The sequence below is a fragment of the Cryobacterium cheniae genome, assembly GCF_004403395.1.
GTDB classification, from domain to species: domain Bacteria; phylum Actinomycetota; class Actinomycetes; order Actinomycetales; family Microbacteriaceae; genus Cryobacterium; species Cryobacterium cheniae.
This window is the reverse complement of sequence record NZ_SOGN01000034.1, coordinates 47,300-61,471: the sequence shown is the minus strand read 5'-3', so window position 1 is coordinate 61,471 and position 14,172 is coordinate 47,300. Positions and strand designations below refer to the sequence as shown.

Below are 14,172 nucleotides of genomic sequence, written 5' to 3'. Positions count from 1 at the left end.
ACTGCCGCCTACGGCAACCCGGCGGAGAGCTCCAGGGCCAGAGCATGGATGGCGGCGAGCGGGATCGGCAACCAGGTCGGCCGGTTGCGGGTCTCATAGACGGCTTCGTAGAGGGCCTTGTCCAGCTCGAACGCGTCCAGCAGGGGCTCCTGGCCGGCCAGGCTCTGGCCGGAGCGCTCCGCATAACCGTCGAGGAACGCCTGTCGGCAGGCCGCAGCCCACTCCTCGGCGGTCGCGGTGAGATGGTCGGGCGAGGACCGCTCGACTGTGCCGGCCACGTAGGCGAAGGAGCGCAGCATCCCGGCGATGTCCTTCAGTGGCACATCCGGCTGGGTGCGATCGACGAGCGGCCGCATCGGTTCGCCCTCGAAGTCCACCAGAACCCAGCCGCGGCCGGGCACCTCGAGCGTCTGGCCGAGATGGAAATCGCCGTGGATGCGCTGCAGCCTCGGCCAGTGCGCGGTCTCCGCGCGCGCGAAGACCGCCTCGACAGCGGTGTCGTAGCCACGCAACGCCGGCACCTCGGCGGCGGCGCTGCGGTAGCGTTCGCGCATCCGGCCCAGTTCGGTGGCGATGACCGCTGCGGTGGCATCGTGCGTGGGCATCACGGCGGCGAGGTCGGCGTGCACGGCGGCCGTCGCCACGCCCAGCGCCCGCGCCTGTTCAGTGAAATCTTCCCCGGCCCCGGCCGACGCCAGGGCGGCCCGCCAGGCATCCGGTGCGCCCGGCAGAAACTCCTGGGCGAACACGAGGTGGCCCATCAGGGGAGTGCCGGTCTGCTCCGGGTCGGTCCACTCGCCGACCACGCAGCCCACCGGGTCGGGCACGAAATGTGACCCGGCCCGGGCCAGGGCCGATTGCACGGAGACGTCCGGATTCTCACCGGGGTGCAGCATCCGGAACACCTTGCAGATGATGGGGCGGGCCGGGTGCCCGGTGGCGTCGACGCAGTGCAGGATGATCGACGTGTTCGACTGCTCGCCGCTGAGCACGCTGCTGGCGACAACCCGGGCCGGCCGCGGGGTGGGATCGGCGCCGGCCAGGAGCTCGCCGCGGGCCCGCGCACCGAGATTCCCGGATTCGGGGGAGGAGGCCTCGCCGAGGATGAAACGCAGCAGCGCGCGGCAGTAGGCCGGATCGGCGGTCCCGTCGTAGACCGTGCTGCCGTCGACAAGGGTCATGATCAGGGCCTGCTCGCCTCCGGGCAGGGGAGTGGCCCGCTGGGTCAGGGGCAGTTGGTAGAGGGTGCGGGTCGCGGCGTCGGCGTCGACGATGAGCTCGGTGCGGATGTCGACCCCGGCTTCCGGGGTGGGGAGTTCCCAGCGCCCGATGCTGACCAGTCGCGGCACACGGCCCTTGTCGGTGAACCATCGCTGCGTCGCCACCCAGTGGTTGAGGGAGTCCGGGAGTGGATACGCGCGACCGTCGTCAGTCATAGTGTCAGCGTACGCCCGGGCCGACGGCGGCCGAGAGCAGGGAGACCACCACGGTGCCGCCCTTCGTCGACTGCTCGCCGATCGGCACGAAGCCGAGCCGGGAGTGGAATGCCAGCGACCGGGGGTTCGCCGGTGCGATGTTCACCTCGCAGAAAACCTGGCCGGCGTCGGCCGCAGCGGCCGCGGCGAAGATCGCGGTGTAGAGCAGGGCCCCGAGGCCCTGGTTGCGAGCCTCGTCCGAGACGACGATGCGGTCGACGTAGAGAAAGGAGTCCGACCGCGCGGAAAACCACTGGTAGTTCTCGCTCGCATAGTCGGCGTCCACCCCGAACAGCACGGCGAAACCGAGCACGTCGCCCGGTGCGGCGTCGTGCACCACCGCGATGGCCTGGCTGCCGGCCGCGAGCAGGGCGGTGAGGCTGGCCTCGTCATGGGCGTTGACGGCCGGAACGGCGGCGTTGTTGAGTCCGAGCACCGTTGCGGCGTCGGAGGGAAGCAGAGGGCGGAGCGAATAGGGCATGGAATGACGATAATCCAGGCGCCGCCTACTCGGTGACGCCGCGGCGCATCCCGATCGCCACCAGGACCAGGCAGAGCGCGCAAACCGCGAACAGACCAGCCAGCAGAGCGGGATAACCGGCCACCGGGCTGAGCCAGGCGAACGCGACCGGCAGCAGGAATCCGATGTAGGTGAGGCTGTAATAGACCCCGGTGATGCCGGCCAGGTCGGCCGCAGTGGAGATCTTCTGAATCTCGACCAGCCCGGCCACGACACTGACTCCGTAGGCAGCCCCGAGCACCACGGCCGTGAGGAATGCGAGCACCGGGGACAGCACGATCGCCGTCGCCACGCTGAGGCCCACTCCCAGCAGCATCACGGACATTCCGACGATCAGGGCCCGACCCCCGGTGACCCGGTTGATCCGCGCCACCTGCGGTTGCACGAGAGCTCCGGTTCCGAGGGTCACGACCGTGAGCAGGGTGGCGTAGGCGAGGTTGAGGCTGCCCAACTGGTCCTTGACCAGCGTGGGCATGATCGCATAGGCGATGCCGGCGGCGCCGAAGACCCAGGGAGCGGACGGGGCGATCACCCGCACGAAACGGCGGTGACCGGCCAGCGGAACCGCCAGGTCCTGCCAGAAGGGCCGGTGTGCCCGGTGGCGTGGCACGGTCTCCGGAGTCCTCAGCAGGCGGGGGAGCACCAGGAGGCTGAGCACGATGTGCACGACATAGGGCGAGAGAGTCGGCATCGGCCCCCACTGCGCGAGCGCGCCGGCCACGCCGGCGCCGAGTCCGAACCCGATCGTGAGGGTGAGGGCCGGTCGTCGTGCCCCCGCCGTTTGGCCGGCCTGCCGGTCGAACGGAGGGCTGGACAGCTCCTTGAGCCACGCGGTCCCCACCGCCATAGCCACGCCGACGCTCAGACCGGCCAGAAGTCGCCCGGCGGAAAGCATGATCCCGCTCGTGAACCCGAGGCCCAGGAGGACGCTGGCGAGAATTCCCAGGATGACGCCCGCCAGAGTCAGCGGCTTGCGCCCGTAGCGGTCCGAGAGGGCGCCGGCCAGCAGCAGGCCGGGCACCAGGCCCACCACGTAGAAGCCGAGGAAGAGGTCGGCCATGACGACGGAATAGTGGCCGAGCGATTCGTACATGTGCAGGAGCGGCGTGAAGTGGTTGCCACCCCAGGCCATGGCGAACAGGGCGGGAGCGGCGAGCTGCCAGGCGGGAACAGGACGGCGGGGCTTCATGGTTCTTTTCTGAAACGGGTGCGGGGACGGACGGGCAGGTGAGGGTGGGGGAGGATCAGTGCGCCAGCCGCGCGTGATGAGCGTCTTCGACGTGCTGGCGCAGGGCAACCTCGTAGGCGAGGGTGTCGCCGTCGCACAGGTGCTGGGCGAGCGCACGGTGCTCGGTCACGAGACGGTCGAGGTTGCGGGGATCGCGCAGGGCTGCCCGGTGCACGAGGCGCTCGAGCCGTGGGCCGAGTCGGGTGTAGATCCCGTCGATGACGCGGTTGTGGGTCTCGTCGACGATGCGGGCATGGAAGCGGTGGTCGGCGCGGGCGAACGTGAGCAGGTCGCCGGCCAGGGCGGCATCGGACTGGATCCGAATGAGGTCCTGCAGTTCGGCGTCGACGCCGGGGATGTCGTCCGGTCGCTCGCCGAGCAGGGTCACCGCCGCTGTCTCCAGCATGACGCGCACCTGCAGCAGCTCGGCCGTCTCCGTGTCGCCCAGCGCCGTGACGACCGCGCCCTTCTTGGGGAAGAGCGTGAGAAGGCCATGGGCTTCGAGTGCGAGGAACGCCTCGCGCACGGGGGTGCGGCTGATGGAGAGCGCCTCCGCGATCTCGCCCTCGGTGATCAGCGAGCTCGCGGCCAGAGACCCCGAGATGATGGCGTCGGCGACTGTCATGTAGACGCGGTGGACGGCTGAAGGCGCCCCGGCGGGTTGCCGGGCGGCTCCACGGGATTCCTGCAAAACGCTCATCCTTCAACCCTAACCCTTTGGGCACCCATCTATAAATGCATCAATAAATGCAATTTACGTATTTTCGTGCCCTGGGGGGTCCGACGGGAGTAGGGTTGGAAAAGAGGGCAAGTCACGGTGCATTGTCGCATTAGCCGCAGCCTCGTGGTCCTGCTCTCTCGGCCCGACTGTGGGAGAGACGCTTTCGCAGAGGGTGACTCGATCCCACGAGGAGAGCAATCTACATGACAACCACTGAAGGTGTTCGCAGCGGAACGGATGATGCCGGTCGGCCTGACTTCGTCTCCGGTCCCTGGCAGGATTCGATCGATCTGCGCGATTTCATCCAGCGCAACTACACGCCCTACCTGGGCGACTCAAGCTTCCTTGCCGGAGCCACGGCACGCACCACCGGGATCTGGGCCAAGCTGTCCGAGATGTTCCCCGAGGAACGCCGTAAAGGCGTCTACGACGTCGACGCCACCACGCCCTCGTCCATTACGGCCCACGCCCCGGGCTACATCGACCAGGCCAACGAGGTAATCGTCGGACTGCAGACGGATGCGCCGCTCAAGCGCGCCATTATGCCGTTCGGTGGCTGGCGCATGGTCGCCACCTCCCTCGAGACGTACGGCTACCCCGTGTCGCCGGAGCTGGAAAAGATTTTCACCGATTACCGCAAGACCCACAACACCGCCGTCTTCGACGCTTACACCCCCGCGGTCCGCCGTGCACGCAGCAGCCACCTGATCACGGGACTGCCCGACGCCTACGGCCGTGGCCGCATCATCGGCGACTACCGCCGCGTTGCCCTCTACGGCGTCGACGCCCTGATCGCCGGCAAGAAGAACGACCGCGCCGAGCTCGACATGGAGCCCTCGACCGAGGACATCATCCGCGCCCGCGAGGAGAACTCGGAGCAGATCCGCGCCCTCAAGGAACTCGCCCAGATGGCGGCCACGTACGGTTCCGACATCTCGAAGCCGGCCACCACGGCCCGCGAAGCCGTGCAGTGGCTCTACTTCGCCTACCTCGGTGCGGTCAAGGAGCAGAACGGTGCGGCAATGTCGTTCGGCCGTAACGCGGCCTTCCTCGACGCCTACATCGAGCGCGACATGGCCGCCGGCGTCCTGAACGAAGAGGGCGCCCAGGAGCTCATCGACGACCTCGTCATCAAGCTGCGCATCGTGCGCTTCCTGCGCACCCCGGAATACGACGAGATCTTCGCCGGCGACCCGACCTGGGTCACCGAGTCGCTCGCCGGCATTGGTGAAGACGGTCGCCCGCTCGTCACCAAGACCACGTTCCGGTTCCTGCAGACGCTGTACAACATCGGCGCAGCACCGGAGCCGAACCTCACCGTTCTCTGGAGCGACGCTCTGCCCGAGGGCTTCAAGCGTTTCTGCGCCCAGGTGTCGATCGACACCTCCGCCATCCAGTTCGAGTCCGACGAGATCATCCGCGCCGAGATGGGCGACGACGCCGCGATCGCCTGCTGCGTTTCGCCCATGCGCGTCGGCAAGCAGATGCAGTTCTTCGGGGCCCGCGTCAACGCCGTCAAGGCGCTGCTGTACTCGATCAACGGCGGCAAGGACGAGGTGTCCGGCAAGCAGATCGCCCCGGCCACCACGCCGAACGCCGAAGAGGTCCTGACTTACGACACCGTCTTCCCGGCCTACCTGGAAACGCTGGAATGGCTCGCCGAGACCTACGTCACGGCATTGAACTGCATCCACTACATGCACGACAAGTACGCCTACGAGCGCCTCGAAATGGCACTTCACGACAAGGACATCATCCGCACGCTGGCTTGCGGCATCGCCGGCCTCAGCGTGGTTGCCGACTCCCTGTCGGCCATCAAGTACGCCACGGTCCGCCCGGTGCGGGACGAGACCGGCCTGGTCGTCGATTACACGATCGAGGGAGAGTTCCCGCAGTTCGGTAACGACGACGACCGCGTCGACACCATCGCCGTCGACGTGATGGAGCGGTTCATGACCATGATCCGCAAGCACCCGACCTACCGCGGCGCCATCCACACCCAGTCGATCCTGACGATCACGTCCAACGTGGTCTACGGCAAGGCCACCGGCAACACGCCGGACGGTCGCCGTGCGGGCGAGTCGTTCGCTCCGGGTGCCAACCCGATGAACGGCCGCGACACCCACGGAATGCTCGCGTCGGCGCTCAGCGTCGCCAAGCTTCCCTACAGTGAAGCGCAGGACGGCATCTCGCTGACCAACACGGTCATCCCCAGTGGTCTCGGCCACACCAAGGAAGAGCAGATCACGAGCCTGGTCGGCCTCATCGACGCGTTCACGTCGGCAACCGGCTACCACATCAACGTGAACGTGCTCAACCGCGACACGCTGGAAGACGCCATGGCCCACCCGGAGAACTACCCGCAGCTGACGATTCGCGTCTCCGGCTACGCGGTGAACTTCGTCCGCCTGACCCGCGAGCAGCAGATGGATGTCATCAGCCGCACGTTCCACTCGCACTGATCACTGATATCGACGCGGCGACGCTGAGTAGGACGAGACAATGCCCGCAGTAAACCTCGGTCTGCCCAGCGCCGGCGCGGCCATCGCTTTGGTGGACGGTTCATCCGTCAGCAGTGAACAAGCCGAACTGGCTGACCTTCACCACCTCGAAATGGAAGCGATCCACAACGGAACGGTTGCCAGCGTCCACTCGTGGGAATTGGTCACCGCCGTTGACGGTCCCGGCACGCGATTGACACTCTTCCTTTCCGGGTGTCTGCTGCGCTGCCAGTACTGCCACAACCCGGACACCTGGAAGATGAAGGACGGGTTGCTCACCACGCTGGACGACCTCGTCGCCCGGGTCAAGCGCTACAAGGGTGTCTTCGACGCGACCGGCGGAGGGTTGACCATCTCCGGTGGCGAACCACTCATGCAGCCTGCCTTTGTGGCGCGACTCTTCGAGGAGTGCCACAAGCTCGGCGTGCACACCACCCTGGACACCTCCGGGTTCCTGGGCAAGAGCGCGTCGGACAAGCTGCTGGACAACCTCGACCTCGTGCTGCTGGACGTCAAGTCGGGCATCCCCGAGACGTACAAGGAGGTGACCGGCCGCGACCTCGCTCCGACGATCGCGTTCGGTGACCGCCTGAGCGAACGGAACATTCCCGTCTGGGCGCGTTTCGTTCTCGTCCCGGGTCTCACCGACGCGGTCGACAATGTCGACGCCGTCGCCGAGATCGTGTCGCGGTGGCCGAACGTGCAGCGCGTCGAGGTGCTTCCCTTTCACCAGATGGGAGAGGACAAATGGGACCGGTTGAACATTCCGTATCCGCTGCACGGAGCTCATCCTCCGGATGAGGCACTCCTGGTGCGGGTGCGGGCCCAGTTCGCGGCGCGGGGCCTGACGGTCTTCTAACCGCGAATCAGACCCGGATCAGACGAGGCGTGGCATCTCCCCAGATGTCACGCCTTTTCTGCGCCCGAAAACAGGCGACATGAATCAGAACATGCCCACCCTCAAATCCCGGGCCAGGGCAGCACCGTCTAACGCCTCATTCTCGGGACCGTTTCGTCCTCGGGCCCGGCAGCACACGCTGCCGGGCCCTTTTTTTTGCGCAACCCCTAGCGGCTGAGAGGAACTCGGGTTTGCATGCTGTGGGACCCAATCGGGACCCGTGGACGCTAGGGGTGGTGCAATGGGTACGGAGAATATCACCATGCGCAGAACCGCGGGGGGCGTTGCCGGGGCGCTGCTGGGCCTCGTGACCATGAGTGCCCTGGCCGGGCTGCTCGTCACCGCCGCGGTCACCCCGGTCATCGCGCTCTCCGGTCTCGGTGCCGCCAATTCGATCACCGTGTTCGAGAACCTGCCGGGCTACCTGAACATCCAACCGCTTTCCCAGAAGAGCAACATCTACGCCACCGAGAACGACGGCACACCCGTGCTGCTGGCCTCCCTCTACGATCAGAACCGCATCGAGGTCGGCTGGGACGACATCAGCGCCTACGCCCGGGATGCCGTCATCGCCAGCGAGGACCCGCGCTTCTACGAGCACGGCGGCGTCGACGCCCAGGGTACGCTGCGTGCCGCGGTGACCACCGCTCTCGGCGGCGTCACGCAGGGTGGGTCGTCGATCACCCAGCAGTACGTCAAGAACGTGCGGGTGCAGAAGTGCGAACTGGAGTTGGACGACCGGCTGCGGAAGCGGTGCTACGACGTCGTCACCGAGACCAGTCCCGACCGCAAGATCAAGGAGATGCGCCTGGCGATCGGGGTGGAGAAGAAGTTCCCCAAGAACGACATCCTGCGCCAGTACCTCAACATCACCGGTTTCGGCGGCACCGTCTACGGCATCGAGGCCGCGGCGAACTACTACTTCAGTACGACGGCGGCGGCGCTCACCCTGCCGCAGGCCGCGAGCCTGGTGACGATCGTGAACAACCCGGCCAAATTCCGCCTCGACAACCCCAGCAGCGAAACCAACGGTGAGGCCAACGGTTACGCGGTGAACAAGGCGCGTCGGGACTACATCCTGCGCGAGATGCTGCGGCGCGGGAAGATCACCGCCGTGGAATTCGAGGCTGCCGTGGCCACGCCGGTCCAGCCGGCCATCACGGAGCCGAGCACCGGTTGCCAGACCGCCGAGGGAAGTGCCTACTTCTGCGACTACGTGACGCACCTGCTCCGAAACGACCCGGCGTTCGGGGAGGACGACGAGGCCCGCCTGCAGAACTTCCGCCGCGGCGGCTACGACGTGTACACGACTCTGGACCTCGACCTCCAGCGGGCGGCGGAAGCGACCATGGCGGCCAATGTGCCGATGGAGCACCCCGGCTGGGATGTGGGCGGCGTCATCACCAGCGTGCAGGTCGGCACCGGACGCGTGCTCGCCATGGCTCAGAACAAACGGTATAGCCAGGACCCGGCCGTGCAGGCCACCAGCGCCGCTTACACCGGTGTCAACTACAACACCGACTACGCCGACGGCGGTTCCCGCGGGTTCCAGCCGGGGTCGACCTACAAGGTCTTCACCCTGGCGGAATGGCTGAAGACGGGCCACCGGCTGGATGAGCGCGTCGACTCGGCGCGGAAGGCCAACTGGGGCACATTCAACGACAGCTGCCTGGGGCCGCAGAACTACGACGCGCAGAACTGGAACCCGAGGAACGACGCGGGGGAGAGTGGCGGCAAGTACAGCGCGCTGGAGGCCATGCTCGGCTCGATCAACACGGGCTTCATCGGGATGGCGAAGCGACTGGACCTGTGCGGCATCCGTCAGACGGCCGAGGCCTTCGGCGTGCATCGCGCCGACGGCGACCCACTCGTGCAGACTGCGGCGGCGGTGATCGGTACGAATGAGGTGGCGCCGCTGACCATGGCCGTCGCCTTCGCGGGCATCGCGAACCGCGGGGTGACCTGCTCGCCGATCGCGATCGACCGCATCGTGGGCGCGGACGGCGACGATGTTCCCGTGCCGGAGCCTGACTGCGCCGCCTCGGTGGACCCGACGGTGGCTGCCGGCATGGTATTCGCGATGCGGCGGGTGATGACCGACGGCACGGCGCAGCAGTCCTGGGGTGCCACCGCCCCCCGCGTGCCCCTGATCGGCAAAACCGGCACCACGGACGGCGGCAAGGACACCTGGATGGCGGGGGCCAGTTCGACGGTCGCGACCGTCGCCGCCGTCGTCAGCGTTACCGGGGAGGCCCGGCAGCGCTCCATCAGCTTCGCGAGCGGTCCGGCCGCCACGGCCAGGCACCGGATGTGGCCGGACGTCATGTCGGTCGCGAACGCGAAGTACGGGGGAGGCGAACTGGCCGAACTCGGGCCGGCCCCGGTGGTCGTTCCGGTCACGGATACCACGGATGCCGGGGATAGCCGGGATAGCCGGGATAGCGGGGATACCAGAGATTCGGACGATGCCGGTGATGCCGTGGATCCTGTCGAGCCCGTTGTTCCTGTGGATCCTGTGGAGCCCGTTGTTCCAGTGGATCCTGTGGAGCCTGTTGTTCCTGTGGATCCTGTTGTTCCTGTGGATCCTGTGGAGCCTGTTGTTCCTGTCGAGCCCGTTGTTCCTGTGGATCCCGGGGGTGCCGTCGATCCCGGGGGTAACGGGGGTAAAGGGGGTGACGGGGGTAACGGCGACTCGACGGTCGACTCCGGAGGTTAGGGATTCTGACGGCCGGCCACGGCGACGAGCGCTTCGTTGTGCTTGAGGAATCCCGGCTTCCACGGTGGGTCGAAGCGGGCGAAATAGGGCCGGCCTTCGGGGAGGAGGCCCTCGCGGCGCACAGCGTCGACGAGGATGGTGCCGTTCTGCGCGAACCTCTCGTCACTCCAGCCGCCGCTGAAGCGGCGGGCGGCAACCGTGCGCTCGGGAACCTCCTTCGTATTGACCTGCGAATTGCGGGGCACGGGCACCTCCCCGGCCGGCATCCCGTCCGGGAGCACGAAGCTGATGGTGTGACTCATCGGGGTCGTGGATTCCTGGATCACCGGCGCGGTCATCGCGATGCGCGTCGAGGTCTGGTTATTGCCGCTGATGTACTGGAAGAGCGGTCCGAAGCCGCGGTTTCCGGCCGAGGCGAAGTCCCCGGCCACCTCCACCTGCACCAACACGGTGCGGGGATAGTGACGCAGCTCGAAGTCGGCATACTGACGGACCACGTCGTAGCGCTGTCTCTCGGTCATGAGAGCTATTTTAGGCGCGTGACAGTGTGGGCGCGGGTCAGGCGGTGCGCCGGGGCCACAGATGGTGCACATTCGTGGTCGCCATGGCAGCCAGCTCGGCAGCCAGCTCGTCGCCCAGGTCGTGGGCACGGTCGGCGCTCCGGGAGGCCGCCTCGGCGGCGTGGCGCAGCTTGACCCGGCGGGCGACATCCGTGAGGTCCCACAGGTTCTCGCCCGTGACGGAGACGCCCCTCGCGCCGGACCGACGGGTGCGGCCGCGCACCAGCATCTGGCCGGTGTGGAACACCGGGCCGCCGATGCGCTCCTGGGCGTCGTGGAAGAAGACGACGTTCGAGACCGGTCCGGTGCCGTCGTCGAGGCTGACGAAAACCACCCGGCGTCCATTCCGCATCGGGGGCGTGTTCGTGGCCCGGCGCACCCCGGCCAGCAGTACCTCGGTGCCGCCGGGCAGGTCGATCAGCTCGGAGGCCGGCGTCACGCCCAGCTCGGTGAACAGCGGGTAGAACCGGGCCATCTGGTGCCCGGACACTGCCAGGCCCAGATCCCTGAGTTCGAGGTCGGTCTGGCTGCGGCCGCGTAGCTCGAGCGAGGTCACCGCAGTGAACCGGGACCCCTCGTATTCGAGCACAGGCAGGGGCACGTCGAAGGCGAGCTGGTCGTCGTGGATGGTGACCGCTGTGCCCCGAAGCGACTGGATGTGGGCGAGTAGCTCGTGCCGGCGGGCACGGTCGTAGCCGATGAAGCTGTCGAGTGCGCCCACCCGGGCGAGCGCCTCGAACGTGCTGCGCCGCGGGCGCACCCGGTCGCGGAAGTCCTGCAGCGAGGTGAACGGCTGGTGGCGCACGATCCGGGCGCGCTCGGCGGCCGTGCAGCCGGAGAGTTCCGGCAGGGCGAGACGGATGCCGCGCCGGCCGCCGCCGGTCTGCTCGCCGCCGGTCTGCTCGCCGCCGGTCTGCTCCACCCGGTAGTCGAGGCCGCTGTATTGCACGTCCAGGCCCAGTACCGGCACGCCGAGCAGCCGCGCCTCGGCCACGATCAGGTCCTTTGGCCACATACCGGGGGCGTGGGTGAGGAGTCCGGCCAGGAACACCGCGGGGTGGTGGGTTTTCAGCCAGGCGGACTGGTAGGTGGGCAGGGCGAAGGCTGCTCCGTGCGCCTTGGCGAAACCGAAGCTGCCGAACCCGGCGAGCACCGTCCAGGCGCGGTCGATCACGGCGGGGGTGAACCCGCGATCCAGGGCGCGCTCCCGCACGTACTCCTCGATCCGGGGAAGCTGCTCCGGTTTGCCGAGGTGGCGGCGGAAGACATCCGCTCGGCCGAGCCCGCAACCGGTCAGTTCGTCGAACAGACGCATCACCTGCTCGTGGAAGATCACGACACCCTGGGTCTCCCGCAGGAACGGTTCGAACCGAGGGTGGATGTAGTCGGGCAGCACCTCCCCGTGCCGAGCCTGGAGGTATTTCAGCGGCATGTTGTTCTGCATCGGTCCGGGCCGGAACAGGGAGATCTCCACGGTGAGATCGTTGAAGACCTCGGGCTGCAGCTTGCCGACCAGCTCCATCTGACCCGGCGATTCGATCTGGAAGATGCCGAGGGTGCGGGTGGAGCGGATCAGTTCGAAGGTCGCCGGGTCGTCGAGCGGGATCCGGTCGAGGTCGATGGTCTCGCCCGACAACCGGTGGTGTTCCTCGACGGCATGGGCCATGGCCGACTGCATCCGCACACCGAGGATATCGAGCTTGATCAGGCCCATCGGGTCCATGTCGTGCTTGTCGAACTGGGACATCGGCAGTCCCATGCCGGACGCCTGCACCGGGGTGCGGTCCAGCAGGGAGGCGTCGGAGAGGATGACGCCGCAGGGATGTACGGAGATGTGCCGCGGGAGACGGTCGAGTTTGGCGGTCAGGTCGACCAGCAGGTCGAGCTGCGAGGACGCCCGCACCTCGGCGGCGAGCAGCTCGAGCTCGGGCTTCTCGGCCAGGGCGCGGCGGAAGTCGCGCGCGTTGAAGCGCCACATCTGTTTGGCCACCGCGGCGACCTGCCCCGAGTCCATGCCGAGGGCCAGCCCGGCGTCGCGCACGGCCCCGCGCCCGCGGTAGGCGTTCGTCATGGACATCAGCGACACCCGGTCGCTGCCGAACGTGTCGAAGAGTTTGCGGTAGACGTCGTGCCGCCGGGCCGACTCGACGTCGAGGTCGATGTCGGGCAGGGTCTGCCGCTCGGGGGAGAGGAACCGCTCCCACAGCAGACCGTTGGAGATGGGCTCGACGGAGGAGGTGTGCAGGGCGTAGTTGAGCACCGACCCCACGCCGGACCCGCGCGCCTGGATCCGGATGCCCATCTCCCGGATGATGTCGGCCACCCGGGCGACGGTGAGGAAGTAGCCGGCGAAACCGAGGTGCTCCACCGTCTTCAGCTCGTGCAGGAGGCGGGCGTGCGCCGCATCCGCCAGCGACCTGCCCGCCGGCGAGGTGACGGGATAAAGATCGTCGATGCCGGCCCGAGCCCGGGCGTGCAGTTCGGTGAGCGGGTCGCCGCTGACGCCGATGATGCGCGCCTCCGGCATGCGCGGGCGGCCGAGGCCGATGTCGGAGTCCGGGTCGAGGCTGCACCGCTCGGCGAGCCGCTCGGTGTCGCGGAACAGCCGGTCGACGGCGCCGTCGTCGTGCAGCCCGGCGTCGACGACCATGCGTGCCACCTGCCTCATGGCACCCTCGGGCTTCAGCCAGGCCTGCCCATTGGTCTGCAGCTGCTCCAGGTTCGCCAGCGCCGTCAGGGTGCGGGCCGCGTCGGCCAGGTCGGCGGTGACGGCCTCGTCGGGGGCGCCGTAGCGCACGGCGTTGGTGAGCACCGCGGGCAGGGCGGCATGCTCGAAGAGGGCGAGCATGCGGGTGGCCGGCGTCACGCTGCCGGGAGTGCCCGGCTCCGTCAGGTGGCAGACGATCTCACCGGCCACCGATTGCGGCGGCAGGGCGCGCAGCCATGCGGTGAGGCAGGCGCCGGCGGCGTCGGTGTCGCGGCGTTCGACCGCGTGGCCCACATCGGAGGTGGGGCCGAGCAGCACGGTGAGGCAGCGGAGCCCGGCCAGCTCGGCGAGGTGCGCACGGGCGATGCTGGGTTGGCCGGTAGCGCTGTGGGCGGCGCTTCTGTGAGCGGAACTGACCGCGCGGCAGAGGGCCGCGTAGCCCCGACCGTTCATATCCCCGTGGGCGAGCACCACGACCCGGCCCAACGGGTGCCCGTCGTCGTCGTGCACCGCGAGGTCGGCGCCCAGCCCCGGCCGGATGCCCGCGGCCGCGCAGGCGCGCACGTGCTTGACGGCGCCGTAGAGACCGTCTCGGTCGGTGAGGGCCAGGAAGGAGCCGTCCTGCGCCAGCGTCTGCTCCACCAGCGCCTCGGGGAGGGTGACCCCGAAATGCGTGGAGTAGGCGCTCGCGACGTGGAGGTGTGCGAACATGTGTGTACTCCTCTGGCGGTCAGTTCGACGGGGACCATATCGAATGAATGTTCGATATGGGGAGTGTACGTCACCCGGCCGACACGCGCCAGCGGCAGTTCGGCTCAAGCGGCGGTCTGGCTAGGCTGGGTCACT

General features: G+C 68.0%; 9 protein-coding genes. 3 read left to right on the top strand and 6 right to left on the bottom strand.

The window, feature by feature from the left end; translation table 11 throughout:
- Window positions 1-8 precede the first annotated feature (8 nt).
- The 4 genes from E3T23_RS06230 to E3T23_RS06215 are packed head-to-tail and all read right to left on the bottom strand — an operon-like array spanning window position 9 to window position 3,923.
- Window positions 9-1,436, bottom strand: a complete 1,428-nt coding sequence (locus E3T23_RS06230; protein ID WP_134369514.1) for a maltokinase N-terminal cap-like domain-containing protein — start codon at window positions 1,434-1,436, stop codon at window positions 9-11.
- A gap of 4 nt (window positions 1,437-1,440) precedes the next feature.
- Window positions 1,441-1,956, bottom strand: a complete 516-nt coding sequence (locus tag E3T23_RS06225) for a GNAT family N-acetyltransferase (protein WP_134369513.1) — start codon at window positions 1,954-1,956, stop codon at window positions 1,441-1,443.
- A gap of 25 nt (window positions 1,957-1,981) precedes the next feature.
- Window positions 1,982-3,184: an MFS transporter gene (locus E3T23_RS06220; protein WP_166806222.1), complete on the bottom strand. Its 1,203-nt coding sequence runs from the start codon at window positions 3,182-3,184 to the stop codon at window positions 1,982-1,984.
- Window positions 3,185-3,239: 55 nt separating this feature from the next.
- Complete coding sequence (locus E3T23_RS06215; RefSeq protein WP_134369512.1) at window positions 3,240-3,923, bottom strand: GntR family transcriptional regulator; 684 nt, start codon at window positions 3,921-3,923, stop codon at window positions 3,240-3,242.
- A 224-nt stretch (window positions 3,924-4,147) separates the two neighbouring features.
- Here E3T23_RS06215 and pflB point away from each other — a divergent pair, with 224 nt between their 5' ends.
- From pflB to E3T23_RS06200, 3 genes are all read left to right on the top strand, one after another.
- Complete coding sequence (gene pflB, locus E3T23_RS06210) at window positions 4,148-6,406, top strand: formate C-acetyltransferase (RefSeq protein WP_134369511.1); 2,259 nt, start codon at window positions 4,148-4,150, stop codon at window positions 6,404-6,406.
- Between the two features lie 40 nt (window positions 6,407-6,446).
- Window positions 6,447-7,304, top strand: coding sequence for a pyruvate formate-lyase-activating protein (gene pflA / locus E3T23_RS06205; RefSeq protein ID WP_134369510.1), 858 nt, complete (start codon window positions 6,447-6,449; stop codon window positions 7,302-7,304).
- A gap of 301 nt (window positions 7,305-7,605) precedes the next feature.
- Window positions 7,606-10,059, top strand: coding sequence for a transglycosylase domain-containing protein (locus E3T23_RS06200; RefSeq protein WP_166806221.1), 2,454 nt, complete (start codon window positions 7,606-7,608; stop codon window positions 10,057-10,059).
- On the opposite strand, the gene E3T23_RS06195 is transcribed toward E3T23_RS06200, so the two are convergent.
- Window positions 10,056-10,580: an SOUL family heme-binding protein gene (locus E3T23_RS06195; RefSeq protein WP_166806220.1), complete on the bottom strand. Its 525-nt coding sequence runs from the start codon at window positions 10,578-10,580 to the stop codon at window positions 10,056-10,058. The genes E3T23_RS06200 and E3T23_RS06195 overlap by 4 nt on opposite strands.
- Window positions 10,581-10,617: 37 nt before the next feature.
- On the bottom strand, window positions 10,618-14,037 hold the full coding sequence (locus tag E3T23_RS06190) for a DNA polymerase III subunit alpha (RefSeq protein ID WP_134369507.1): 3,420 nt from the start codon (window positions 14,035-14,037) through the stop codon (window positions 10,618-10,620).
- Window positions 14,038-14,172: the final 135 nt, after the last annotated feature.

Excerpts from the sequence above, each read along its gene's own strand:
- E3T23_RS06215 (WP_134369512.1), bottom strand. The coding sequence starts at position 3,923 with ATGAGCGTTTTGCAGGAATCCCGTGGAGCCGCCCGGCAACCCGCCGGG.
- pflA (WP_134369510.1), top strand. The coding sequence starts at position 6,447 with ATGCCCGCAGTAAACCTCGGTCTGCCCAGCGCCGGCGCGGCCATCGCT.
- pflB (WP_134369511.1), top strand. The coding sequence starts at position 4,148 with ATGACAACCACTGAAGGTGTTCGCAGCGGAACGGATGATGCCGGTCGG.
- E3T23_RS06225 (WP_134369513.1), bottom strand. The coding sequence starts at position 1,956 with ATGCCCTATTCGCTCCGCCCTCTGCTTCCCTCCGACGCCGCAACGGTG.
- E3T23_RS06220 (WP_166806222.1), bottom strand. The coding sequence starts at position 3,184 with ATGAAGCCCCGCCGTCCTGTTCCCGCCTGGCAGCTCGCCGCTCCCGCC.
- E3T23_RS06195 (WP_166806220.1), bottom strand. The coding sequence starts at position 10,580 with ATGACCGAGAGACAGCGCTACGACGTGGTCCGTCAGTATGCCGACTTC.
- E3T23_RS06190 (WP_134369507.1), bottom strand. The coding sequence starts at position 14,037 with ATGTTCGCACACCTCCACGTCGCGAGCGCCTACTCCACGCATTTCGGG.
- E3T23_RS06230 (WP_134369514.1), bottom strand. The coding sequence starts at position 1,436 with ATGACTGACGACGGTCGCGCGTATCCACTCCCGGACTCCCTCAACCAC.
- E3T23_RS06200 (WP_166806221.1), top strand. The coding sequence starts at position 7,606 with ATGCGCAGAACCGCGGGGGGCGTTGCCGGGGCGCTGCTGGGCCTCGTG.